Origin of the sequence: Kitasatospora sp. CB02891, assembly GCF_002803145.1 — a bacterium.
Classification (GTDB): Bacteria; Actinomycetota; Actinomycetes; order Streptomycetales; family Streptomycetaceae; genus Kitasatospora; species Kitasatospora griseola.
Genome location: NZ_NNBO01000015.1, coordinates 172,252 through 194,316, shown reverse-complemented (window position 1 = coordinate 194,316; position 22,065 = coordinate 172,252). Strand labels below are relative to the sequence as shown.

General features: G+C 70.7%; 23 protein-coding genes. 12 read left to right on the top strand and 11 right to left on the bottom strand.

The window, feature by feature from the left end; translation table 11 throughout:
* Positions 1–204 precede the first annotated feature (204 nt).
* The 6 genes from CG736_RS28825 (at position 205) to CG736_RS28800 (ending at position 4,714) form a co-directional block, all read left to right on the top strand.
* Complete coding sequence (locus tag CG736_RS28825; protein ID WP_198520641.1) at positions 205–840, top strand: ATP-binding protein; 636 nt, start codon at positions 205–207, stop codon at positions 838–840.
* Positions 841–1,022: 182 nt separating this feature from the next.
* Positions 1,023–2,261: an MFS transporter gene (locus tag CG736_RS28820; protein WP_100589074.1), complete on the top strand. Its 1,239-nt coding sequence runs from the start codon at positions 1,023–1,025 to the stop codon at positions 2,259–2,261.
* Between the two features lie 103 nt (positions 2,262–2,364).
* The gene (locus CG736_RS28815) at positions 2,365–2,754 is read left to right on the top strand and encodes a YciI family protein (protein WP_100589101.1); all 390 of its coding nucleotides are present in this window, start codon (positions 2,365–2,367) and stop codon (positions 2,752–2,754) included.
* A gap of 48 nt (positions 2,755–2,802) precedes the next feature.
* Positions 2,803–3,036, top strand: a complete 234-nt coding sequence (locus tag CG736_RS28810) for a hypothetical protein (RefSeq protein WP_100589100.1) — start codon at positions 2,803–2,805, stop codon at positions 3,034–3,036.
* A 103-nt stretch (positions 3,037–3,139) separates the two neighbouring features.
* A complete protein-coding gene (locus tag CG736_RS28805; protein ID WP_100589073.1) occupies positions 3,140–3,751 on the top strand; it encodes a TetR/AcrR family transcriptional regulator in 612 nt (203 codons plus the stop codon).
* Positions 3,752–3,826: 75 nt separating this feature from the next.
* A complete protein-coding gene (locus CG736_RS28800) occupies positions 3,827–4,714 on the top strand; it encodes an alpha/beta fold hydrolase (protein WP_100589072.1) in 888 nt (295 codons plus the stop codon).
* Between the two features lie 72 nt (positions 4,715–4,786).
* On the opposite strand, the gene CG736_RS28795 is transcribed toward CG736_RS28800, so the two are convergent.
* Together CG736_RS28795 and CG736_RS38450 are read right to left on the bottom strand one after the other, a co-directional pair.
* Positions 4,787–5,029: a DUF5302 domain-containing protein gene (locus tag CG736_RS28795; RefSeq protein ID WP_100589071.1), complete on the bottom strand. Its 243-nt coding sequence runs from the start codon at positions 5,027–5,029 to the stop codon at positions 4,787–4,789.
* An 85-nt stretch (positions 5,030–5,114) separates the two neighbouring features.
* Positions 5,115–5,249, bottom strand: coding sequence for a hypothetical protein (locus tag CG736_RS38450; RefSeq protein WP_255419039.1), 135 nt, complete (start codon positions 5,247–5,249; stop codon positions 5,115–5,117).
* 136 nt (positions 5,250–5,385) lie between these two features.
* Between CG736_RS38450 and CG736_RS28790 the strand changes: the two genes are divergently transcribed.
* On the top strand, positions 5,386–6,207 hold the full coding sequence (locus CG736_RS28790; protein WP_100589070.1) for an integrase: 822 nt from the start codon (positions 5,386–5,388) through the stop codon (positions 6,205–6,207).
* A 7-nt stretch (positions 6,208–6,214) separates the two neighbouring features.
* Here the strand turns inward: CG736_RS28790 and CG736_RS28785 are convergent, their stop codons facing one another.
* Positions 6,215–6,760 carry a 1,4-alpha-glucan branching protein gene (locus CG736_RS28785; RefSeq protein ID WP_100589069.1) on the bottom strand — a complete coding sequence of 182 codons (546 nt, stop codon included), beginning with the start codon at positions 6,758–6,760 and terminating at the stop codon, positions 6,215–6,217.
* 250 nt (positions 6,761–7,010) lie between these two features.
* Here CG736_RS28785 and CG736_RS28780 point away from each other — a divergent pair, with 250 nt between their 5' ends.
* Positions 7,011–7,490 carry a ricin-type beta-trefoil lectin domain protein gene (locus CG736_RS28780; protein ID WP_100589068.1) on the top strand — a complete coding sequence of 160 codons (480 nt, stop codon included), beginning with the start codon at positions 7,011–7,013 and terminating at the stop codon, positions 7,488–7,490.
* Positions 7,491–7,582: 92 nt separating this feature from the next.
* Here the strand turns inward: CG736_RS28780 and CG736_RS28775 are convergent, their stop codons facing one another.
* From CG736_RS28775 to CG736_RS28755, 5 genes are all read right to left on the bottom strand, one after another.
* Entirely contained in the window at positions 7,583–8,755 is a 1,173-nt protein-coding gene (locus tag CG736_RS28775) for a hypothetical protein (protein WP_100589067.1), read from the bottom strand.
* Complete coding sequence (locus CG736_RS28770) at positions 8,752–9,633, bottom strand: hypothetical protein (protein ID WP_100589066.1); 882 nt, start codon at positions 9,631–9,633, stop codon at positions 8,752–8,754. Before CG736_RS28770 ends, CG736_RS28775 begins: the two co-directional genes overlap by 4 nt.
* A complete protein-coding gene (locus CG736_RS28765; protein ID WP_100589065.1) occupies positions 9,630–10,133 on the bottom strand; it encodes a SigE family RNA polymerase sigma factor in 504 nt (167 codons plus the stop codon). Before CG736_RS28765 ends, CG736_RS28770 begins: the two co-directional genes overlap by 4 nt.
* A 142-nt stretch (positions 10,134–10,275) precedes the next feature.
* The gene (locus tag CG736_RS28760; RefSeq protein WP_100589064.1) at positions 10,276–11,235 is read right to left on the bottom strand and encodes a pirin family protein; all 960 of its coding nucleotides are present in this window, start codon (positions 11,233–11,235) and stop codon (positions 10,276–10,278) included.
* Between the two features lie 125 nt (positions 11,236–11,360).
* A complete protein-coding gene (locus CG736_RS28755) occupies positions 11,361–11,849 on the bottom strand; it encodes an SseB family protein (RefSeq protein ID WP_043915454.1) in 489 nt (162 codons plus the stop codon).
* A 211-nt stretch (positions 11,850–12,060) separates the two neighbouring features.
* Between CG736_RS28755 and CG736_RS28750 the strand changes: the two genes are divergently transcribed.
* Both CG736_RS28750 and CG736_RS28745 read left to right on the top strand, forming a co-directional pair.
* Positions 12,061–13,890 carry an acyl-CoA dehydrogenase gene (locus CG736_RS28750; RefSeq protein WP_100589063.1) on the top strand — a complete coding sequence of 610 codons (1,830 nt, stop codon included), beginning with the start codon at positions 12,061–12,063 and terminating at the stop codon, positions 13,888–13,890.
* A 213-nt stretch (positions 13,891–14,103) separates the two neighbouring features.
* Positions 14,104–15,405, top strand: coding sequence for a M18 family aminopeptidase (locus CG736_RS28745; protein WP_100589062.1), 1,302 nt, complete (start codon positions 14,104–14,106; stop codon positions 15,403–15,405).
* Positions 15,406–15,448: 43 nt separating this feature from the next.
* On the opposite strand, the gene CG736_RS28740 is transcribed toward CG736_RS28745, so the two are convergent.
* Together CG736_RS28740 and CG736_RS28735 are read right to left on the bottom strand one after the other, a co-directional pair.
* Positions 15,449–17,269 (bottom strand): NHL domain-containing thioredoxin family protein, encoded by a 1,821-nt coding sequence (locus tag CG736_RS28740; protein WP_100589061.1) that lies wholly within the window; start codon positions 17,267–17,269, stop codon positions 15,449–15,451.
* An 80-nt stretch (positions 17,270–17,349) separates the two neighbouring features.
* The gene (locus CG736_RS28735) at positions 17,350–18,084 is read right to left on the bottom strand and encodes a helix-turn-helix domain-containing protein (protein ID WP_100589060.1); all 735 of its coding nucleotides are present in this window, start codon (positions 18,082–18,084) and stop codon (positions 17,350–17,352) included.
* A 333-nt stretch (positions 18,085–18,417) separates the two neighbouring features.
* Between CG736_RS28735 and CG736_RS36625 the strand changes: the two genes are divergently transcribed.
* Positions 18,418–18,606, top strand: coding sequence for a hypothetical protein (locus CG736_RS36625; protein WP_157815783.1), 189 nt, complete (start codon positions 18,418–18,420; stop codon positions 18,604–18,606).
* A gap of 733 nt (positions 18,607–19,339) precedes the next feature.
* Complete coding sequence (locus CG736_RS28720; protein WP_100589057.1) at positions 19,340–21,076, top strand: ATP-dependent endonuclease; 1,737 nt, start codon at positions 19,340–19,342, stop codon at positions 21,074–21,076.
* Positions 21,077–21,328: 252 nt separating this feature from the next.
* Here the strand turns inward: CG736_RS28720 and CG736_RS28715 are convergent, their stop codons facing one another.
* Positions 21,329–21,904 (bottom strand): recombinase family protein, encoded by a 576-nt coding sequence (locus tag CG736_RS28715; protein WP_100589056.1) that lies wholly within the window; start codon positions 21,902–21,904, stop codon positions 21,329–21,331.
* Positions 21,905–22,065: the final 161 nt, after the last annotated feature.

Here is a 22,065-nt window from a genome sequence, read left to right as displayed (position 1 = left end):
AGCCGCTGCCGGGACAGGCCCCGGAACCCGCCGCGAATGGCGAGAACCCGACCGGCGCACTCACCCGCCCACGCGCCGATCGGCACACCGGACAGAGGCAGTCCATCCGCCGAACGGGCGGTACCGGCGCGTGCGGACGGTTCACCGCGCACCGTCGAGGAGATAGCTAGTTGTATGTGGAGCCGCAGCCAGGAGGGATCTCCCGTGGACATCTGGTGGACTCTGCACCTCAAGCGCGACCCGGCCAGCGTGCCGCTCGCCCGCCGCATTCTGCTCGGCGCCATGGACTCCGCCGGAGTCCACCCGCAGGACGCCTTCGACCTCGGGCTCGCCCTCACCGAGGCCTGCGCCAACGCGGTCGAGCACGCCGGGCCCGGGCACTACGGGGACACCTTCCAGGTCACCGCCGCGCTCAGCGGCGACCGGCTGCGGATCGAGGTCGCCAACACCGGCGCGGCCCCGGGCCCGCCCGCCGCGCCCCGCCCGGGCCCGCGCCGCCGTCCCGCTCCTGCGGCCGACCGCCCCGCCGCCGACCGGCCCGCACCGTACGGCCGCACCCGGCGCGGCCGCGCCTCCGTCCCCGCCCGGGTGCTGGCCACCCGCAGCCCCGCCGCCGACCGGCCCGCGCCCTACGACACCCACGTGCTGCCCGCGCTGCGCCCCGCCCTCCCGGCCGCCGACCCCGGCGTGCTGCCCGACCTGACCGCCGAGTCCGGCCGCGGCCTGTTCCTCATCCACGCCCTCGCCGACCACGTGCAGCTGCGCACCCACCCGCAGCGCGGTGCCACCGTCAGCTTCGACAAGATCCTCACCGCGCCGCTGCTGCGCACCGCGTCCTGACGGCCCGCCGGCCGATCACGCCGCCCGCTGCGCCGGCGACCCGCGCTCGATCCCGCCGCGCCGGCGGCCCGCGCTCGATCCCGTCGCGCCGGCGGCCCGCCGGTCGAGCCCGTGGTCCGAAACCCGCTGGTCACGCGTCCGGGGGCTCCGGTTATGGTCTAGTCCATTGACCGGAGGGGACCATGACCACCACCACCGCGGAGTCGCCCTCCGCTCCCACCCGCCCGCTGGCCCGGATGGGGCAGGCGCTGCGCGGACGGGACTTCCGCATCTGGTTCGCCGGACAGCTGATATCCGCGTCCGGCGCCCTCGCGCAGGGCGTGGTGCTCTCCTGGATCGTCTACCGGCTCACCGGGGACGCTGTCTGGCTGACCGTGCTGACCGCCTGCACTTGGGGCCCCACGCTGCTCCTCGGGCCGTGGGCCGGCGCCCTGGTGGACCGCTCCGACCGGCGCCGCCTGCTGCTGGTCACCCAGTCCCTGATGCTGCTGATCGGCCTCGCGCTGGCCGTCGCCACCGCGCTGTTCGACCCGCAGCTGTGGCTGCTGCTGGCCCTCGCCACCTGCACCGGGCTGGTCGCCGCCGTCGACGCCCCGGCCCGCCAGGTCTTCGTGGTCGACCTGGTCGGCACCGGGGCCGTCGCCAGCGCCGTCGGCCTGTGGGAGGTGGCGCTCAACGCCTCCCGGGTGATCGGCCCCGGCGTGGCCGGCGCCCTGCTCGACTTCGGCGGACCCTCCTGGGCCTTCGCCTTCAACGCCCTCGGCTACCTCGCCCCGCTGATCGCCCTGACCAGGCTGCGTCCGGCCGCGCCCGTCGAGCGCGCCGCCGACCGGCCGCGGCCCCGGTCCGACGCCCGCGGCGGGCTCGCCTACGTCCGCCGCTCGCCGATCGTCCGCGGCCTGCTGCCGATGTCCGCCGCCAGCGGCCTGATCTTCGCGATGAACCTGACCGTCCCGCCGCTGGTCGACCGCTCGCTGCACCTCGGCCCCGGCGGGTACGGCCTGCTGATGGCCGCGTTCGGGCTCGGCGGACTGCCCGGCGCGCTGCTCGCCGCCTCCGCGCCCGAACCGACGCCGCGCCGGGTCCGCACGCTGGCCCTGGCCACCTCGATCACCGTGCTGGCCACCGCGCTGGCGCCGAACGCCGTCCTCGCGGTGGTCGGGATGGCCGCCGTCGGCGTCACCTCGATCTGGTTCATCGCGACCGCCAACACCCTGGCCCAGCTGCGGTCCGCGCCGGAGATGCGCGGCCGGGTGATGTCCCTGTGGGGCAGCGCGATGACGGGTACCCTCCCGTTCACCGGACTCGCCGTCACCTTCGTCGCCCAGCACGTCGGCGCCCGGACCGGCTTCTCGCTCGCCGGCGCGGCCCTGCTGCTGGCCACCCTGGCCGCGTGGCGGGCGCTGCGGCCCGCGGTCTGAGCGGCCGTCCGGGGCGTGGTGTCGAGAACCGGGCCGCGGCTCCGTCCCCGGAACGGGGGAACGAGACCGCCCGCACCGAGAGGAGCCGTCCGCCGTGACGCACATGCTTCAGATGCACTTCAGCCAGTCGGACCTCGATGTCCCGCCGATCCCCTCGTGGGACCCGGCGGCGACCGCCGAGCACATCGCCTTCATGCGCCGCTGGGTCGCCGAGCTCACCGCCACCGGCGAACTGGTCGAGGCCCGGGGCCTGGCGATGCCGGACACCGCGCGGATCGTCCGGGGCGGCGACGACGGGCCGACCGTCACCGACGGGCCGTTCCCGGCCGACAAGGAGTTCCTGTTCGGCTGGTGGACCGTCAACTGCGGGAGCGAGGCGCGGGTGCTGGAGATCGCCGCCCTGCTGTCCGCCGCGCCGGGGCACGACGGCAAGCCGATGAACATGCCGATCGAGGTCCGCGAGGTGCTGCCGGAGCCCGAGGCGCAGCCCTGACCGGCGGGCGAATTGCCGGGTCCGTCCGGTCGGCGGACGATGGTGATCATGATGCATCAGATGCGCGCCGAGACCGGCCCCGACGGCGCCACGGACTCCGTGGTCAGCTGGCACATCGTCCGTAACGCGGACCTCACCGCCCTGTGCGGCAAGACGCTCGACACCGCCGCCCCCGTCCAGGACGCCACCCGCTGGACCCTCGACCCCGACCACAACTGCCACACCTGCGGCGCCCTGTTCCTCCGCGAGGCGCCGTACTTCCCGGACGAACACGCCGACTAGCCGTCCCGCCGAAGGGCGCCGGGACCGTTCCGGCGCCCTTCGGCGCGCCCGGGTGCGCGGCGTACGCTTTCCGATGCCCCATTCCCGTCCCCGGAGGTGTCCCGTGGTCGTCGAGTCCTCCACGGACGGCCGGGTCCGGCGCGGCAACGAGACCCGCCGCGCGGTGCTCGGCCGGGCCGTGCAGATCGCGTCGGTCGAGGGCCTGGGCGCCCTCTCGATCGGGCGGCTGGCCACTGACCTGGGGCTGAGCAAGAGCGGGGTGTTCGCCGGCTTCGGCTCCAAGGAGGAGCTGCAGCTGGCCACCGTCCGGGCGGCGCGGCGGATCTTCTACGACCGGGTGGTGGCCCCGGTGCTCGACCTGCCGCCCGGCGCTGCCCAGGTGCTGGCGCTGTGCGAGCACTGGATGGCGTACTCGCGCGGCCGGGTGTTCGACGGCGGCTGCTTCTTCTACTCGGTGACGGCCGAGTTCGACGCCCAGCCCGGTCCGGTCCGGGACGCCCTCGCCACCGCCTCGCGGGAGTGGGAGGAGCAGCTCACCGCCATGCTGCGGGCCGCCGACGACCTGCCCGCCGGCGCGGAGCCGGAGGAGCTGGCGCTGCTGCTCGGCAGCCTGATGGACAGCGCGAACGGCCACGCCGTGCTGTACGACGACCCGTCCCGCTACGACCGGACGCTGCGCACCATTCGCCGCCTGCTGGGCATCGCCCCGGCCTGATGCCGTGCCGACCGGCAGCGGGAGGCCGCTCTCTGACCCTAAAACTGTACGAACGGTCGTGCTAATGTCTCGCCCATGGCACCCACCGCCGCCCTTGTGCGCACCGCGCTGAACGCCACCTCGTACCTCGCCACCGCCCCGCCGGGCCGAGTGGCGTTCGAACTGTTCCGGCGCCCGATCCGCCGCAGCCGGGTGCGCGGCTCGGAACGCGAACTGCACGAGCTGGCCGTCACCGAGGAGCTGACGGTGAACGGCAAGCGGGTCCGGGTCTACCGCTGGGGCGACGGCCGGCGCCCGGTGCTGCTGGTGCACGGTTGGCAGTCCCGGGCGTCCCGGTTCGCCCCGTACGTGCGCGGGCTGCTGGACCTCGGGATGAGCCCGATCGGCTTCGACGCCCCCGGCCACGGCGACTCGGCGGGCCGCACCACCACGATCCTGGAGTACCGCGAACTGATCGGCCGCCTCGCCGAGCGGCACGGCCCGTTCGAAGCCGTGCTGGCGCACTCCTTCGGGGTCTGCTGCGCGTTCCTCGCGCTGGCCGAGGGAGTCCCGGCCGGTCGGCTGGTCGCCGTCGCCGGAGTCGCCGAATTCGGCTTCCTGGTCGAGGGGTTCGCCGCTGCCCTGGGCCTGAACGACCGCCTCGAAAAGGACCTGGCCCGGCGGATCGACCGGCTGCTGTTCCCCGGCGTCGAGTCGATCCGGCAGCGCTTCGACGCCACCCACCGGCCGGAGCTGGTCACCGCCCCGATCCTGGTGGTGCACGACGAGCAGGACGACGTGGTCCCGCTGCGCCAGGCCCGCCTGCTGCACCGGGCGTACGGCGAGCCGCAGCTGCGGCTGATCACCACCCGCGGGCTGGGCCACCGCCGGGTGCTGACGGAGCCGACGGTGGTCGACAACGTGCTCGCCTTCCTGGCCGAGCCGCTTCCCGCCGCCCCGAGGGCCTCGGCGGCCGGGGGCTGACGGGTCGTCGGGAGACGCCGAACGGCCGGCCCCGGGCGGGACCGGCCGTTCGCGCTGCGGATCGGCGGGTGCTCAGCCGCCGCTCTTGCGGCGGAAGGTGCGCTTGCCGCCGGCCGCGCCGGCGGTGCCGTGGATCTTCGAGTCGCCGCCGGGGCCGCCGGCGCCGCCCCGGTTGTTGCCGCCCTTGCGCTGCAGCGCGGCCAGGAACTTGGCCTTCTGGTCGTCCGGTCCGGCCTCCTCGGCGGCGCTGTCGGCGGTGGCGTCGGCGGTGGCTTCCGGCGCGGGCTCGGCTGCCGGGGCGGTGTCGCTGCTCATTCGGGACCTCCTGGACGGGATGCGGTCTACTGCACCACACCCTCCCATGCCGGGCGGGGGTGCTGTCGGCCGACACCGGGGTCGGTCAGCCCCGGTGCGCCGCGCGGTGCAGGTGGTGATGCCGCTGGTCGCGGTACTGGAGGCCGCCCATCATGAACAGCAGGGCGAGGGTCGGGAAGCCGAACGAGGCGATCACCAGGACGAAGAACTGCCAGACCATGGGACTCTCCTGTCGCGAAGCCTTGGCGAGTTGCCATACTTCGCACCATTATGTCCGAATCCCTGCGCGGCCGGGTCGAACGGCGGGCCGAACAGCCCCTGTTCGAACGGCAGGTGTCCGACGCAGACTGAAGGGCATGCGGGTACAGCTGGCAGTCGACGCGCGCCGCCCGGACCGGGCCTGTGAGGACTTCGTGGTGGCCACCCCGGAGGTTCTGGTGCTGCTGGACGGCTCCAGCGCCCCGGACACCCTGGACTCCGGCTGCGGCCACGGCATCCCCTGGTACGTGCGCCGGCTCGGCGCGCACCTGGTCGCCCGGCTCACCGACCACCCCGACCGGGCCGTCACCGCCTGCCTGGCCGACGCCATCGCCGACACCGCCGCCCTGCACGGCGACGGCTGCGACCTGGCCAACCCCAACACGCCCGCCGCGATGGTGGTCGCCGCCCGCCTGCGCGGCGACGCCCTGGAGTACCTGGCGCTCGGCGACTCGCTGCTGGTGCTGCACCCCAGGCAGGGCCCGCCCCGGGTGATCGGTGACAACCAGCGCTTCCCCGGCGGCGAGGCGCTGCGCCGCCAGGTCTGGTCGACCGTCCCCGGCACCGCCGAACGGGCCGAGCTCTACCTGCAGTACGCGATCGCCGTCCGCGCCGCCCGCAACACCGGCCACGGGCCGTGGATCGCCGCCGCCGCCCCACAGGCCGCCGAGCACGCCGAGACCGGCGTGGTCGCCCGCGCCGACCTGCACGGGGTGGCCGCCCTGTCGGACGGCGCCGCCCGCTTCACCGACCGCCTGGGCCTGGGAAGTTGGGCCGACGCCGTCCGCCTGCTCGCCGAGGCCGGCCCGGCCGAGCTGATCGCCCAGGTCCGGGCCGCGGAGCTCACCGACGTCGACTGCCTGCGCTGGCCCCGCGGCAAGGCCCACGACGACGCCGCGGCGCTCTACGCCCGACTCTGACGCTCCGTCAGCATCCGGCCGTCAGGAACACCGCGCGGACCGCCGACCCGTCCGGCGCGGTGTACCCGGCGACCACCTCGCCCGGCGCCGGCTCCTCGCCGGGCACGAGCTCCCGGCGCAGCGCCACCGCCACCTCGCCGTCGACGGCCGCCACCGCCACGGTGTCGTCCACCGTGTCGCTCTCGCTCTGCTTCTGCGGCACCGCCCGCCCGCGCAGCAGCTCGGCCAACTGCGCGCGGACCACCGGGTCCTGCTCGCCGTCGTAGAACCAGCGGGTTCCCAGCACCCCGTGCTCGGCGGTCCCGATCAGCGCCCCCTCGGGCGCGCCTTCCAGCGGCGCGCCCCGGTACGCCATCGGCACCAGGTAGGCGGCCCGGCCGTCCGTCACCACCATCAGCTCGATGCCGACCTCGCCCTCCGGGTCGTCCAGCCGGAAGCCGCCGGCCCGCGCCAGTTCGCCGCCGCCGGGCCGGTACCAGCTCTGCTGCGGCAGCCAGTCGGCCAGCAGCTCCAACTTGCCGGGCGTCATGGTGGTCCGATGGATCGTCGCCACTGCGGTTCTCCTTCTCGCGCGGTGTGTCCTTGCAGCGCTCAGCCTACGAACCGGGACGGGCCGCCGGAGGGCGCTTGGTCGGCGGAGTTCATCGGATCAGCCGACGATTCCCGTTCGGATGAACGCGACGGACAACGCCGATGGTGCGCGGACGGCGCTGCTACAAATTTCCTGCGCTCGGATCCGAGCCGAAGAGCACCTCACGGCCGCAGGGGAACCGTGCGGCCTGCTGCGAGAACGGAGCCGCTCCATGGCCATCGCTTTCCGCAAGACGCTCGCCATCGCCGCCTTGGGGCTGGCCGCCTCCTTCCTGCCGACCGCCGGCGCCGACGCGGCCGACGCCGGCCACCCGACCACGCGCACCCCCGGCCGCTACTGCCTCGCCAACACCTGGGAGACCCCGACCGTCTCCAGCAAGCCGTGCAACGCCAACGACCCGGGCCAGCACTGGACCCTGTCGGGTGAGCAGATCTCCCTCACCAACGCCCGCGGCTACTGCCTCGCCAACAAGTGGAACACCCCGGACGTCTCCACCAAGCCGTGCGACCCCGTCGACGAGGGCCAGTACTGGACGGTCTCCGGTGAGCGGATCTCCCTGACCTTCGCCCCGGGCTACTGCCTCGCCAACGCCTGGGGCACCCCGACCGTCTCCACCAAGCCCTGCGACGCCAACGACAAGGGCCAGCACTGGGTGGTCTTCAACGACCAGATCAGCCTCGCCCTCGCCTGATCCGCCGTCATCGCTCTCCCGGACGACCCAACGCGCCGTCCCGCCCGGGCAGTTGCCCAGTGGCGGGACGGCGCGGCCGTGGATCCGACAGGTCAGCGAGTCACCGAGAACGGCACCGGCGGCAGCGGCTCGCCGTTCGCGTCCCGGCCGAGGGCGTCGATGCCGACGACGGTCAGCCGGCCCCCGACCTCGACGATGCTGCGCGGCATCCGGCCGCGGGCGGTGGCGCTCTGCGGGAGGTCGAGCGGCTGCCAGCCGCCGGGCGTCAGCTGGGCGCCGATCGGCCGGTACACGCCGTTGCCGAAGGTCTCGCCCACCACGGCCACTCCGGAGCGGGTGCGGGTGAGGCCGTACAGGTGGCCCGCGCCGATGCCGGTCTCCTGGTGCGTCCAGCCGCGGCCGTCGTAGTGGGCGACCAGGGTCCGGGGGTCGCGGTCCGGGCCCTCCTCGGTGCCGGACGCCCAGACATTGCGGGGGCCCACCGCGACCAGCTGGGTGAGCTCGCCGTAGCGGGAGTCCAGGTCCGGGGAGGAGGCCCGGGTCCAGCTGCGGCCGTCGTAGTGCAGCAGCAGCGGGCGCGGCCACCCCTCGGGAGTGCCGACGGTGCCGGCGGCCCAGACGTCGGCGGGGCCGGTGGCGGTCACCGCGCTGAGCGTCCAGTAGTCGGCGTCGAGGGCGGGGGCCTGCACCCGCTCCCAGGCCGTGCCGTTCCAGTGCTCGATCAGGCCGAGGAAGGTCAGGAGGTCGTCGGGCTGGTAGTAGCCGACCGCCCACACGTCGTTCGGGCCGCCGGCTGCCGCGACGCCGCCGAATCCGGCCGCGAACGTGTGGTCGGGGGCGGGGGCGTTCTGCACCTGCCAGCGCCCGTCCCGGTGGCGCCCGGTGGGAATGCCGCCCTCGCGGGTGGTTTTGAGGCCGGTCACCCAGGTGGCGCCGGCGCCGTCGTCACCGACGGTGCGGGCGTTCAGGCCGTCGGGGAGGGCGAGTTCGCGCCAGGCCGCGTCGGCGCCGTCCCGGGCGAAGGCCACCGGGGCGGTCGACCTGTCCCGGCCCTCCCCGGACTCTCGGGAGCCGACCGCCCACGTGGTGCGGCCGCCGGTCCGGGCCGCCTCCTGGAGGTTGGCGTTGCCCGCCGGGAAGGCGTTCGAGGTCCAGGCCCGCGCCCCCGGGCGGTCGGCGCCGGTGTCCTGCGCCCCGGCCGGCGCGGCGGTCGCCAGCAGCGTGCCGGTCAGCAGCAGGGCGGCCAGGGCGGTGCGTCGCTTCATCGATTCGCTCCTTCGTCGTGGGAGATCCCGGGTTCCTGCACGGGGTTCCGATCGGCCCCTCGGACCAGCTCCAGGACCCGGGGGGCGCGGATGAAATCCGCCAGCTGCGCGTTCGTCACCGGTGCCGAACTGCGGGCGCTTTCATCCGCGTTGACGGCGACGGTCACGTCGCTGCCGCCGAGGTGGAAGGACGCCACGGCCATCGTCATCGTGCCGTCGCCCTCGGGCATCGCCCGCACGGTGGCGTCCACGCCGTCCGGCAGCCGCACCAGCTGGCACTTCCCGGTCTTGACCGAGTCGTTCGGCGGACAGGACCGCTCCTTCGCGCCGTCCGGGGCGGGAGCCACCGAGAACCGGACGACGTACCCGCCGTGCGAGGACGACGCCAGGTAGGTGTCCACCCGGTCGGCCACCAGCCGGATCTGCCCGATCTCCGGCGGCAGCAGGTCCTGCAGCGCCCCGGCCGTCGCCTGCCGGTACGTCTCGATCCGCCGGCGCTCGTCCTCGCCCGGCGGGGGCGACGGTGCGAGGGGATCGGCAGTGGGGGAGAAGGTGACGGTCGGAAAGACCCGCGGTGGAGCGTCGCCCCCCGGCTGGACCGCGACCGGACCGGGGCTGCCCCCCGCGCCGGGCACCGCGGCCAGCAGCCCGGTCACCGCCAGCGCCGCGGCGCCCGCCGCCGCCCCGCCGACCGCCAGCCGCGACCGCAGTCGCCGTCGGCGTCCGTCCCGCATCGCCCGGGCCGTCAACCCGGGCGGCTCGGCCAGGTCGTCGGTGACCTGCTCCATCGCCGCTCTGACGAAAAGCGCCTCCGGCGCCTGCTCCTGCACGTCGTACTCCTTCGTGGTCTCGGTCCGGCGCAGCGGAGAGGCGCTCACGCGGGCGTGTAGGGGCTCGGTTCGCCGAGCTGTTCGCGGAGCCGGGCCAGCGCACGCGAGCACTGGCTCTTGACGGTGCCGGTGCTGCACCCGAGCAGGTCGGCCACCGTCTCCACGCTCAGGTCCTCCCAGTACCGCAGGACGACCATCGCCCGGGCCCGCACCGGCAGTTCGGCCAGCGCGTTCAGCAGCGTCACCCGCAGATCGGCGTCCCCGTGCGGGGCGACCTCGGGCGAGCCCGCCAGCGCCCCGAGCCGGCGGGCCACCGACCACCTGCGCTGCTCCGCCAGAAAGGTGCGGGTGAGCACGGTGCGGGCATAGGCGTCGAGGTTCTCCATCCGGGACGCCCGCCGCCAGTGCGCGAACAGCTTCGCGAGCGTCGTCTGCGCCAGGTCCTCCGCCCGGTGCGGGTTCCCGCACAGCAGGTACGCCGTCCGGTACAGCCGTCTCCCCCGCGCCGCCGCCCACTCCTCGAATCCCCACTCGTCCTGTGCGCGCATCCACCCCTCCTGGCCCGCGTCCCTCACCCGTCCTCAATGCGCGAGGCCGGCGATAGGTTGAGCCCGGATTTCCACCCGCGGCACGCAAAAGCCCGCGCCCCCGTCCGGGGACGGGGGCGCGGCTTGCGAAGGTGACGGAGGGTCAGTTCTCGTCGGCGGGGATGGTGCCGAGACGGCCGGCCTGGAAGTCCTCCATGGCCTGCTGGAGTTCGCGGTGGCTGTTCATGACGAACGGGCCGTAGTGGGCGACGGGCTCGCGGATCGGGAGGCCGCCGAGGAGGACGACCTCGAAGTTGTTGTCGCGGGAGTCCTGCTTCTCGTCGGCGCGCAGGGTGATCGAGTCGCCGTCGCCGAAGACGACCGCCTGGCCCCGGTGGAAGGGTCGGTTCTCGGCGCCGGCCGAGCCGTTGCCGGCGAGGCCGTAGGCGAGGGCGTTGAAGTCGGAGCGCCAGGGCAGGGTGATCTGGGCGCCGGGGTTGATCGACGCGTGGATCATGGTGATCGGGGTGTGGGTGGCGCCGGGGCCCTGGTGGCCGTCCAGCTCGCCGGCGATGACGCGCAGCAGTGCGCCGCCGTCCGCGGTGCTGAGGAGCTTGACGTTGCCGGCGCGGATGTCCTGGTACTTCGGGGCGATCATCTTGTCCGAGGCGGGCAGGTTGACCCAGAGCTGCAGGCCGTGGAAGAGGCCGCCCGACTTCACCAGCGACTCCGGCGGGGTCTCGATGTGCAGCAGGCCCGAGCCCGCGGTCATCCACTGGGTGTCGCCGTCGGTGATGACGCCGCCGCCGCCGTGCGAGTCACGGTGGATGAAGGTGCCGTCGATGATGTAGGTGACGGTCTCGAAGCCGCGGTGCGGGTGCCAGGGGGTTCCCTTCGGCTCGCCGGCCGCGTAGTCCACCTCTCCCATCTGGTCCATCATGATGAACGGGTCGAGGAACCTGGTGTTGATCTTCGCGAAGGCGCGGCGGACGGGGAAGCCCTCGCCCTCGTAGCCCTCGGGGGCGGTGGCCACGGTGAGGACCGGCCGGGCGGTGCTGTGCACCGGGTCGGGCGTGGTCACGCGCGGCAGGGTCAGCGGGTTCTCGACGGTCACGGCGGGCATGTCGGCCTCCTTCGGCGGGTCTGTGGCCTACGTCCACCACAGTAGTTCAACTCTCAACCACTCGCAAGGTTGAACGTTGAACTATCTGGGGGTATTCCGGCCCCGACGAGGAGTGGGAGGAGGGGTCAGCCGTACATCCGGCGCATGGTGAAGTCGACCATCTGCTCGACCGCGCGGGCGTCGAACACCATCCGGTGCTCGCCCTCCATGTCCAGGGCGAAGCCGTAGCCGGTGGGCAGCAGGTCGAGCACCTCGGCGCCGGTGACCGAGAAGTGCTTGGAGTCCTTGCCGGCGTACCGCTTCAGCTCCTTGAGCGAGCTGAACATCGGGATCACCGGGGTCGGGGTGTTGTGCAGCGCCAGGAAGCCGGGGCGGTCGCCGCGCGGGCAGTACACCTTCGAGGTGATGAAGATGGCCTGGAAGTCCTCCACCGGCATCGCCCCGGTGGTGAAGGCGCGCACCGCGTCCGCCAGCGAGGGCGGCGAGGGCTCGGGGTAGAGCGACTGCTGGGCGGCCTGCGGGTCGCCGTACCCGGCGCCGGGCATGCCGGACATCCCCTGCTGCATCTGCTGCTGATAGGGGTCCTGGTAGGCGCTCTGCTCGTAGCCGTACACGGGGACAGGCTATCGGGCCGGGCCCCGCTTGGGGGCGGGTGATCCGCACAATCCGGCGGCGGGCCGCATTGTGGGACGTGACCACGTTCATAGGTGCTTCACGCCGGAGGGGTTGAACAAGTTACCGCTGGGTAGCATCATGGGGCGTACTGGTGGGTAAGCGGTGCGCCGTAAGCGGCTCGCCCGTGGAAGACGAACCGGAGATACGGTCATGGGTCACTACAAGTCCAACCTGCGGGACGTGGAGTTCAACCTCTTCGAGGTGCTCGGCCGCGACCAGGTGTACGGCACCGGTCCGTTCGCCGACATGGACGTCGACACCGCGAAGAACATCCTCAGCGAGATCTCCCGGCTGGCGGAGAACGACCTGGCCGCCTCCTTCACCGACACCGACCGCAACCCGCCGGTGTTCGACCCGGAGACCAACACCGCTCCGATCCCGGCGACCTTCAAGAAGAGCTACCAGGCCTTCATGGACGCCGAGTGGTGGCGCCTGGGCATCCCGGAGGGCATCGGCGGCCAGGTCACCCCGAGCTCCCTGGTCTGGGCGTACGCGGAGCAGGTCCTCGGCTCGAACCCCGCCATCTGGATGTACTCCTCCGGCCCGGCCTTCGCCGGCGTCGTCTACGACGAGGGCACCGAGGAGCAGCAGAAGGTCGCCCAGCGCATGGTCGAGCGCCTGTGGGGCGCCACCATGGTGCTGACCGAGCCCGACGCGGGCTCCGACGTGGGCGCCGGCCGCACCAAGGCGATCAAGCAGGAGGACGGCTCCTGGCACATCGAGGGCGTCAAGCGCTTCATCACCTCGGGCGAGCACGACATGTCCGAGAACATCATCCACCTGGTGCTGGCCCGCCCCGAGGGCGGCAAGCCGGGCACCAAGGGCCTCGGCCTGTACATCGTGCCGAAGTACGACTTCGACTGGGAGACCGGCGAGCTCGGCGAGCGCAACGGCGCCTACGCCACCAACGTCGAGCACAAGATGGGCCTCAAGGCCTCCAACACCTGCGAGATGACCTTCGGCGCCAAGCACCCGGCCAAGGGCTGGCTGCTCGGCGAGACCGTCGACGGCATCCGCCAGATGTTCAAGATCATCGAGTTCGCCCGGATGATGGTCGGCACGAAGGCCATCGCCACCCTGTCCACCGGCTACCTGAACGCGCTGGAGTACGCCAAGGAGCGCGTGCAGGGCGCCGACATCTCGCAGTTCATGGACAAGACCGCGCCGCGCGTCACCATCACCCACCACCCCGACGTGCGCCGCTCGCTGCTGACCCAGAAGGCGTACGCCGAGGGCATGCGCGCCCTGGTCCTCTACACCGCCTCGGTGCAGGACGACATGCTGGCCGCCCGCCTGCGCGGCGAGCACGACGCCGCCGCCGAGCGCCTGAACGACCTGCTGCTGCCGATCGTCAAGGGCTACGGCTCGGAGAAGTCCTACGAGCAGCTCGCCCAGTCGCTGCAGACCTTCGGCGGCTCTGGCTACCTGCAGGAGTACCCGATCGAGCAGTACATCCGGGACGCCAAGATCGACACCCTGTACGAGGGCACCACCGCCATCCAGGGCCAGGACTTCTTCTTCCGCAAGATCGTCAAGGACGGCGGCCAGGCGCTGACCGCGGTCAACGAGCAGATCCAGAAGTTCCTCGCGGCCGGCGACGGCGGCGCCGCCCTGGCCCCCGAGCGCGACCTGCTCGCCAAGGCCGCCGGCGACCTGGAGGCCATCGTCGGCAAGCTGATCGCCGACCTGACGGCCGTCGAGCAGGACGTCAAGAACATGTACAAGGTGGGCCAGAACACCACCCGCCTGCTGATGGTCTCCGGCGACGTGGTGGTCGGCTGGCTGCTGCTCCGTCAGGCCGCGGTCGCGCTGGCCAAGCTGGAGGCCGGCGCGTCCGAGAAGGACGTCGCCTTCTACCAGGGCAAGGTCGCCGCGGCGAAGCACTTCGCCCGCACCGTGCTGCCGACCACCGCCGCGCAGCGCCAGATCGCCGAGGCCGTCGACAACGAGCTGATGGACCTCGCCGAAGAGGCGTTCTGATCGAACGGCGGCGGGCCGTTCACCCGACCGCCCGACCCACCCTCACACCGCGGGGCCCGGTTCATCACCGGGCCCCGCGGTGTCGTGTCGCGCCCCGCTCACTGTTGTGTCACCATTGCGGACTTCGCGCGGCCCTGTCCGTGTACGGGCATATGCTCAAGGGGCGGGCCCGTCACCCCCATCAGGCCCGGCCGCCCTCAACCCAGGAGCAACATGTCGACCGCCGCCCGCACGGCCCACTTCGACCGGAAGCACACGGACGACCTGATCGCCTTCCTCGCCGCCTCCCCCTCCCCGTACCACGCGGTGCAGAGCGCGGTCGAGCGGCTGGAGCGGGTCGGCTTCCGCGAGGTCCGCGAGGCGGACGCCTGGGACGGCGGCAGCGGCGGCCGCTACCTGGTGCGCGGCGGCGCCCTGATGGCCTGGTACGTGCCCGAGGGCGCCGGCCCCGCCACCCCCTACCGGGTGGTCGGCACCCACACCGACTCGCCGAACCTGCGGGTCAAGCCCATCCCGGACACCGGCTCGGCCGGCTGGCGGCAGATCGCCGTCGAGATCTACGGCGGCGTCCCCCTCAACACCTGGCTCGACCGCGACCTGGGGCTGTCCGGCCGGCTCGTCCTGCGCGACGGCACCACCCGCCTGGTCCACCTGGACGAGCCGCTGCTGCGCGTCCCGCAGCTCGCCATCCACCTCGACCGCGGCGTCAACGACGGTCTCAAGCTCGACCGCCAGCGCCACCTGACGCCGATCTGGGGTCTCGGCGACACCACCGAGGGCGCCCTGCTGGAGTACGTCGCCGACAAGGCCGGCCTCGACGCCGCCGACATCATCGGCTGGGACCTGATGGCCCACGACGTCCAGCCGCCCTCCTACCTCGGCCGCGACCGGGAACTGCTGGCCGGCCCGCGCCTGGACAACCAGCTCTCCGTGCACGCCGCCACCGCCGCGCTGGCCGCCGTCGCCGAGGCCGGCGGCGAACTGCCCTGCATCCCGGTGCTCGCCGCGTTCGACCACGAGGAGACCGGCAGCGAGTCCGACACCGGCGCGCAGAGCCCGCTGCTCGGCAACGTGCTGGAGCGCTCCTGCTACGCCCGCGGCGGCACCGCCGAGGACCGCGCCCGCGCCCTGGCCGGCACCGTCTGCCTGTCCTCCGACATGGGGCACGCCGTCCACCCCAACTACAGCGAGCGCCACGAGCCCGGCCACCACCCGCTGCCCAACGGCGGCCCGATCCTCAAGGTCAACGTCAACAACCGGTACGCCACCGACGGCGTCGGCCGGGCCGTGTTCGCCGCCGCCTGCGAGAAGGCCGGCGTCCCGTGGCAGAGCTTCGTCTCCAACAACGCGATGCCCTGCGGCACCACCATCGGCCCGATCACCGCCGCCCGCCTCGGCATCACCACCGTCGACTGCGGCATCGCGGCGCTGTCCATGCACTCCGCCCGCGAGCTCTGCGGCGCCGAGGACCCGTACTACCTGGCCGGCGCCATCAAGGCGTTCCTGGAGGGCTGAGCGGCGGCCAGGGTGTGGGCCGCGCCCACACCCTGCCGGTCGATCACTCCATTCCCGCCAGTACCAGCGGCAGCCGCGTCGCGCCGCCCGGCACCACCTTCACCGGCACGCCCCAGTCCTGCTGGTGGACGTGGCAGGCCGGGTACTCGATCGCCGGGTCGTCGTCGCAGGACGCGGCCATCGCGGAGACGTGCAGCACGCCCTCCGTCACGCCCTCCGCGAGCACCAGCTCGCGGGAGAGCGCGCTGTCCGCGCCCGCGCCGGACGCCAGCAGGCCGGGCGGGGTGGAGCTGACCAGCAGCCGGGTCGACGGGCCGTAGCGCTCGTCCAGCTTCTGGCCGGCGGGCGCGGAGAACACCACGTCGAGGCGGAGCGTGCCCGGCGCGACCTCGGTCGCGGCGCGCCGGGTGCGGTGCGCGACGGCCTCCACCCGGACGGCCTCCTCGGGCAGCCGCAGCCTGGTCAGCCGGTGCCGGGCCGACTCCACCACCACGATGTCGCCGTCCACCACCACCGCGCCCGACGGCTCCCGCAGATCGGTGGCCAGCGTGGAGACCTCGCCGCTCGCCGGGTCGTACCGGCGCAGCGCGTGGTTGTACGTGTCGCTGACCGCGACCGAGCCGTCCGGGAGCACGGTGACGCCCAACGGATGCTGGAACAGCGCCTGCTCGGCCGCGCCGTCGCGGTGCCCGAAGTCGAACAGGCCGGTGCCGACGGCGGTGCGCACCTCGTGCGTGCCGCGGGCGACCCAGCGCAGCGAGGACGTCTCCGAGTCGGCGACCCACAGCCGCTCGCCGTCCGCGGAGACCGCCAGGCCGGACGGCTGGGCGAACCACGCCTCCGGCGCCGGGCCGTCGACCAGGCCCTCGTTGGTGGTGCCGGCCGCGACCTGGACCGTCCCGGCCACCGGGTCGAACGACCACAGCTGGTGCACGCCGGCCATCGCGATCCAGACCTCGCCGTCGAAGAACGCGACGTCCCACGGCGAGGACAGGTCGACGCCGGTGGCCGCCCCGGACGTCGGCGAACCCTGCCACCACTGCCGGCCGGTGCCGGCCAGCGTGGTCACCGAGCCGTCGGCGAGCCGCACCCCGCGCAGCGCGTGGTTGACGGTGTCCGCCACCACCACGTCGTAGCCGAGGCCGAGACCCTCCGGGACCAGCGCCAGGCCCTGCGGCTCGCTGAACCGCGGCTCCGCGCCGTCCACCAGCCCGCGCACCCCGTCGCCGATCCGCCGCACCACCCGCTCGCCGTCCTCCGCGAGCTCCACCAGCGCGTGGTGCCCCGAATCCGCGACCAGGTAGTGCCCGTTCGGCAGCCGCACCGCCTTCCCCGGGAACCGCAGGTCCCCCGCCTGCGGCTCGGGCGCCACGTACGGCCCGTCGCCGCGCCGCAGCGTGCCCTTCGCCGCGTGCTCCGCCTCCAGCTCCTCGACCAGCTTCGCGATCGCGTGCGCATGCCCCTCACCCGCGTGCTGCGCGACCACGTACCCCTCCGGGTCGATCACCACCAGCGTCGGCCAGGCCCGCACCGCGTACTGCTTCCACGTCACCAGCTCCGGATCGTCCAACACCGGATGGTGCACCTCGTACCGGGCCACCGCATCCACCACCGCCGTGTGGTCGGCCTCGTGCACGAACTTCGGCGAGTGCACCCCGACGATCACCACGGTGTCCCGGTGCTTCTCCTCCAACTCCCGGAGCTCGTCCAGGACATGGAGACAGTTGATGCAGCAGAACGTCCAGAAGTCTAGTACGACACACTTACCTCGCAGGTCGGCCAGCTTGAGTTCCTTGCCACCTGTGTTGAGCCATCCACCAGCGCCGACCAACTCGGGGGCGCGGACACGTGCACGAGAAGCCATGCCTCAATCAAACCCCACCGACCGGGTGCGAATTCCAATGGTCCTCATCACCGGGAGCTGGGTGTTTGCTGTGGCTTGGGTCAGCTGAGGGGTACTGCCGTTCCTCGTTCCCAGAGTTCTTCCGCGTGGTCGGTGAATCGGGACCACATGCCGTCCCTCTCGTGCCCGCGCAGGTGCATCAGCGGGGAGTCGTGGCCCACCAGCCGGGCGAGGTGTGGTGTGACCAGGGCGTCACGGTCGAACCGGAACACGGACAGGCTCACGTGGTTCATGGCATCCTCGGGGGCGGAGAAGCGCGCTTCCAGCCCTTCCAAGGGCCCGAGGCGGGCCAGGTGTTCCAAGGTGATTCTGATGCGCGTGGAGACCGTCAGAGCCACGTTCTCGATCGCTTCTCGCTGCTGGGTGACCCCGCCATCCGGGTCGCCCAGCAGGAACCGGACTCGGCAACCGGCTTCTGCCTTGCGTCGCAGACTCTCCACCAGGTTGGGCTGCTCCAGCCACAGGAAGTAGTTGGTGTAGCCGGCGAAGAAGAGATCCGCCTGTGCGTTCTTGATCAGATCTCCCCACACGGTGGACGGGCAGGAGGATCGGTAGGGGTAGCTCCGGATGATCTCCCGGTCCGGGCCCGTTTTGAGTGCGTCCCGAACTACCTTCGGCCACAGCATTGTTGAGTCAACTCCCAGCGCCTTGGCGGCGTCCTCGCGGTTGCGGGCGTGGGGAATCAGCCGCCCGTCGGACAACCACCGTTCAACGGTCTTGCCTGACACTCCTACCCGGCCCGCCAACTGACGTGGCGAGAGGCCAGCGGCGGACATAGCCGATCGTAAGGCGGCGTTCAAGACTTCCCCCAGGGACGTTTGGGCCTTTTCCGAACCTAGCGTCGTGACGGTCCAACTGTCCTACCTACGCGCCGAATTCGTCCGAGAGGGCGCGCAAGTGTGGGCCGTGGACCGATCGGACGGAGGAGCAGCCCATGCCCGCGACGCCCCATCAGCGCTACAGAGTGGTGCCCGCGCCGGCAGAACCTGGCGCACTGCTGACAGATCTCTGGGGCTTGGCCGACTGCGCCGATGCCGACAGTCTCGTCACTCGGCCCGACGGCGAGCCGATGGTGTTCCCGTTCTTCGGAGATGCTGCGAGGTGGGCGGATGAGCACTCCTGAGCAGTGGGAGCCCCAGGAAGGTGGAGCGGCCTACGACCAGCGCTCCGAGCAGCCGGTGCGGGTGATGGCGGTACATGCCTGCGGCGTCTTTGTCCGACGTCTGCGGGATGGACGGGAGAGCATCACCACGCTGGGCGAACTCGCCCCGCTGGAACGTACGGCTCCGGCGCGGTGACGGATGCGCTGAGTCGGGCTTGGGATGCGGCTGCCCAGTTCGTTGCCCTGACGGGCGAGCAGGTGCGTGTGTCGCAGGTGGCGGGCGGCGTACAACTCAGCTTCCGCGTGGTGCCCCTTGCGGGTGACTTGCACCTTGAAGTGCTTCGCGTCCTGGATGAGTCCGACCATTACGGGCACGACGGGTCATCCGATGGCACCGGAGAGCTGTGGGCGACCTACCGCGAGAGTTGCCCATGACTGGCCCGACAAAAAACGGGGTCACACCCAGGGCGCGTACAGCGAGCTGGGGCCGGGATCGCAGGGCAGCAACGTGCCGAACTTTCGTAGTGCCCTGTCGGTGGCCCCTCAAATTGAGGCCCGGTTGAGCGAGCACGCCGTGAGGCCCATGAGGCTCCGTCCTATACCTCGGCCCTCTCTCGAAGGGAGAGTCGGCGAGTACGAGAGCGGGGCCCACCGTTGTGGTGATCGCTGTGGGGCATGGGACGGCGAGGAACCTGCCCAAGATCGCGGGCAAGCTTACGGCCCTCCGATCATGCTCGGACCCAGACCAGACAGAACACCGGCCAAAACCGCTTCGCCGCCCGGGCTGGACAGCGCTGGCTAGCCCAGGCCGCAGTACCAGAGGCAGACGCAGACATGCAATTCGCATGGCGAGAGGGCTTGTTGGCATGGTAGGACGGTCCACACCAGGTGGTTTGCTAAATGTGTGATGGCTGGGCGAGGGGCGTTAGTTGATCAAGGATCTCAAGCTGAAGAACTTCAAGGCATTCAGCACCTTCAGCATCAACTTCCGTCAGACATCCCTGCTGGTAGGCCCGAACAGCGCCGGCAAGAGTACCGTTCTCGCCGCGTTGCGCCTCGCGGAAGCGTGCTTGCGCTTAGCCAAGCGAGTGAAGCCTTCAATGCCTAACTCACATGGCGGCTTCTGGTATCAGACTTACCCGCTTCCCGTTCGAGATTTCGCTGCACTAAATGAGAGCGTTCGCCATAATTTCCGAGATAGCGAAACAAGCCTTGAGCTTCGCTGGAAAAATGGATGCAAGCTTCGAGTCGCATGGCCTGAAGTATCACCCTACGAGGATGCCCCTGGGCCTTTCTTCTATTTGCTGGACTCGACGGGCAATACGCCTCGGACGACCGCTGCAGTCAAGGCTAATTTCTCTACCATTGGAGTCATCCCTACTCTTTCCCCCCTTGAGCATGAGGAGCCAATTCTTGAAGACTCTACCGTCCAGAAAAATCTTTCCGGAAGGCTTAGTAGTCGACACTTCAGAAATCAGCTTCGACTCCTTGTCAAATTGGGTAAGTGGGATGATTTTCTGAGCTTTGCATCGCCATGGCTGGCTGGAATTCGACTCAAGGAGCCGTTTCTTCGCTACGACACTTCGAGCATTGATGTCTTCTTCACCGAGCTTGGCAGTGGGGTTGAAAAGGAGCTTGTCTGGGCCGGAGACGGAGTGCAGATCTGGCTGCAGCTGCTTCTGCACATTTATCGCGCCCAGGGTCTGCCGACCTTGGTTTTGGATGAGCCTGAGGTATTTCTCCATGCCGATCTTCAGCGCCGACTGATTCGAATGCTGGAATCCATGGAATCGCAGGTGATTTTGGCGACTCACTCCACGGAGGTGCTCGCCGAGGCCGACAGGGGTTCAATCGTCTGGGTTGATAAATCGAGGCGTTCAGCCGTTCGGGCCCCGCAGGATGGAACACTGGTTGAGCTTGATGCCGCGCTGGGAACTTCGTTCAACCTGGCGATGGCGAAGGCGCTCAGGGCCCGAGGTGTCCTCTTTGTTGAGGGGAAAGACACTCGAATTCTCAAGCGCCTCGCGAGGAACCTTGGCCTGGGAAGGCTCTCGGAAGAGATTTCCTTGGCGATCGTCCCGATGAATGGCTATACGAAGTGGGAGCAGGCCCAGGCATTTGGCTGGTTCCTGCGGGAGTTCCTTTCGGACTCCGTCAAGGCCATGGTCATCCTTGACCGGGACTATCGGACCACTATTCAGGTCGACGATGTGGTCGGAAAGTTTGCTGCCGTAGATGTCAATGCTCACGTTTGGAAGAAGAAGGAACTTGAGAGCTATCTGATTATTCCTTCCGCAATCTCCCGCCTTGTGAAGTGTCCGATCGAGGAGATCGAATCCATTCTCGATGGGATCATGATTGGAATGGAAGACAAGATCATTGCTCGACTTCTTTTCGAGCGCCAGGAGGCGGAGAAGTCGACTGGACGGAGCGTAGCAACGATTAACGAGGCGGGACTTGTCGAATTTCGGCAGAAGTGGGCCCATTCCTCCTATCGGTACAATTTCTGCCCTCCGAAGGAAGTTCTCTCAGGTTTGAATCGAGAGCTTCAGGCCCGAGGGCTGAAAGCAACCTCCTTCGATGCCATTGCAAGCAACGCCCGACCTGACGAGCTGGATCCTGAGATGGTTTCGTTGTTGCGCCAGATCGAGGCCCTAGGGGCGTGACCTGCAACTGGTCGCTGAGAGCAAGATCCGGACCGGGCACGGACCAAGGTGCCGTGGAGGGCTAGCGCTGGGCGCATCAGCCAAGGTGGCAAACCCGAGCAGTGACTTTGCTTGGCAGACTGTAAAGGCGCTCACTCTGGGTCGCCTCTGGGTCGTGCCGAGGCGGCCGGTAGTGCTCAGCGATGGCTGATGACGAGTTCCACAGGTCATTGCAGCTTGCAGTGGCGACGCTACTGGAAAAAACGGCGGCATTCACTCCTGGCCGAGGTGGCGGTACAGGGTTGCGCGGCTCACGTTGAGCGCCTTGGCGATAGCTGTCACGCTCTCGCCGTTCGCCCTACGGGCTCTGGCCGCAACCAACTTGTCGGCGTCCAGCACGTTCGGCCGACCGCCGGTGCGGCCTTGCGCCTTGGCGGCCTCCAGGCCGGCCCTGGTGCGGTCCTTGATCAGGCTCCGCTCAAACTCTGCCATCGCGCCCACCACTTGGAGCATCAGGCGGCCGTCGGGCGTGTTCGGGTCGATGCTCGCCAGCGCACCCGTCAGCACCTTGAAGCCGATGCCCCGGACCGACAGCGCGTCCACCATCGTCACCAGGTCGATCAGCGAACGGGCGAAGCGGTCCAGCTTCCACACGCACAGGGTGTCACCCGGGCGCAGGTAGTCCAGGACAGCGGTAAGCTCCGGACGGTCGGTGTTCTTGCCCGATGCCTTGTCCGTGAAGATCCGCGCGCAACCCGCCTCCGTGAGCGCGTCGCGCTGAAGCTGCGCCTCCTGGTCGTCGGTGGAGACGCGCGCGTAGCCGATCAGGTGTCCCGTGTTCTTCGCCATGACCAGAATGTCTCATAACTCGTCTCATAACTTCAAGTGGTTGCGATACGTTTTGAGACGGGTTTTAAACATCCAAAGGGCCCCCTTCGCAGCCCATTCGCAGCCGTCTCGCAAACCATCGTTTCTGAGACACGGTGATTGGGTGACCCTGCGTCACCGCT

Excerpts from the sequence above, each read along its gene's own strand:
- CG736_RS28820 (WP_100589074.1), top strand. The coding sequence starts at position 1,023 with ATGACCACCACCACCGCGGAGTCGCCCTCCGCTCCCACCCGCCCGCTG.
- CG736_RS28815 (WP_100589101.1), top strand. The coding sequence starts at position 2,365 with ATGCTTCAGATGCACTTCAGCCAGTCGGACCTCGATGTCCCGCCGATC.
- CG736_RS28810 (WP_100589100.1), top strand. The coding sequence starts at position 2,803 with ATGATGCATCAGATGCGCGCCGAGACCGGCCCCGACGGCGCCACGGAC.
- CG736_RS28800 (WP_100589072.1), top strand. The coding sequence starts at position 3,827 with ATGGCACCCACCGCCGCCCTTGTGCGCACCGCGCTGAACGCCACCTCG.
- CG736_RS28795 (WP_100589071.1), bottom strand. The coding sequence starts at position 5,029 with ATGAGCAGCGACACCGCCCCGGCAGCCGAGCCCGCGCCGGAAGCCACC.
- CG736_RS38450 (WP_255419039.1), bottom strand. The coding sequence starts at position 5,249 with ATGGTCTGGCAGTTCTTCGTCCTGGTGATCGCCTCGTTCGGCTTCCCG.
- CG736_RS28790 (WP_100589070.1), top strand. The coding sequence starts at position 5,386 with ATGCGGGTACAGCTGGCAGTCGACGCGCGCCGCCCGGACCGGGCCTGT.
- CG736_RS28780 (WP_100589068.1), top strand. The coding sequence starts at position 7,011 with ATGGCCATCGCTTTCCGCAAGACGCTCGCCATCGCCGCCTTGGGGCTG.
- CG736_RS28775 (WP_100589067.1), bottom strand. The coding sequence starts at position 8,755 with ATGAAGCGACGCACCGCCCTGGCCGCCCTGCTGCTGACCGGCACGCTG.
- CG736_RS28765 (WP_100589065.1), bottom strand. The coding sequence starts at position 10,133 with ATGCGCGCACAGGACGAGTGGGGATTCGAGGAGTGGGCGGCGGCGCGG.
- CG736_RS28760 (WP_100589064.1), bottom strand. The coding sequence starts at position 11,235 with ATGCCCGCCGTGACCGTCGAGAACCCGCTGACCCTGCCGCGCGTGACC.
- CG736_RS28750 (WP_100589063.1), top strand. The coding sequence starts at position 12,061 with ATGGGTCACTACAAGTCCAACCTGCGGGACGTGGAGTTCAACCTCTTC.
- CG736_RS28745 (WP_100589062.1), top strand. The coding sequence starts at position 14,104 with ATGTCGACCGCCGCCCGCACGGCCCACTTCGACCGGAAGCACACGGAC.
- CG736_RS28740 (WP_100589061.1), bottom strand. The coding sequence starts at position 17,269 with ATGGCTTCTCGTGCACGTGTCCGCGCCCCCGAGTTGGTCGGCGCTGGT.
- CG736_RS28735 (WP_100589060.1), bottom strand. The coding sequence starts at position 18,084 with ATGTCCGCCGCTGGCCTCTCGCCACGTCAGTTGGCGGGCCGGGTAGGA.
- CG736_RS36625 (WP_157815783.1), top strand. The coding sequence starts at position 18,418 with ATGAGCACTCCTGAGCAGTGGGAGCCCCAGGAAGGTGGAGCGGCCTAC.
- CG736_RS28715 (WP_100589056.1), bottom strand. The coding sequence starts at position 21,904 with ATGGCGAAGAACACGGGACACCTGATCGGCTACGCGCGCGTCTCCACC.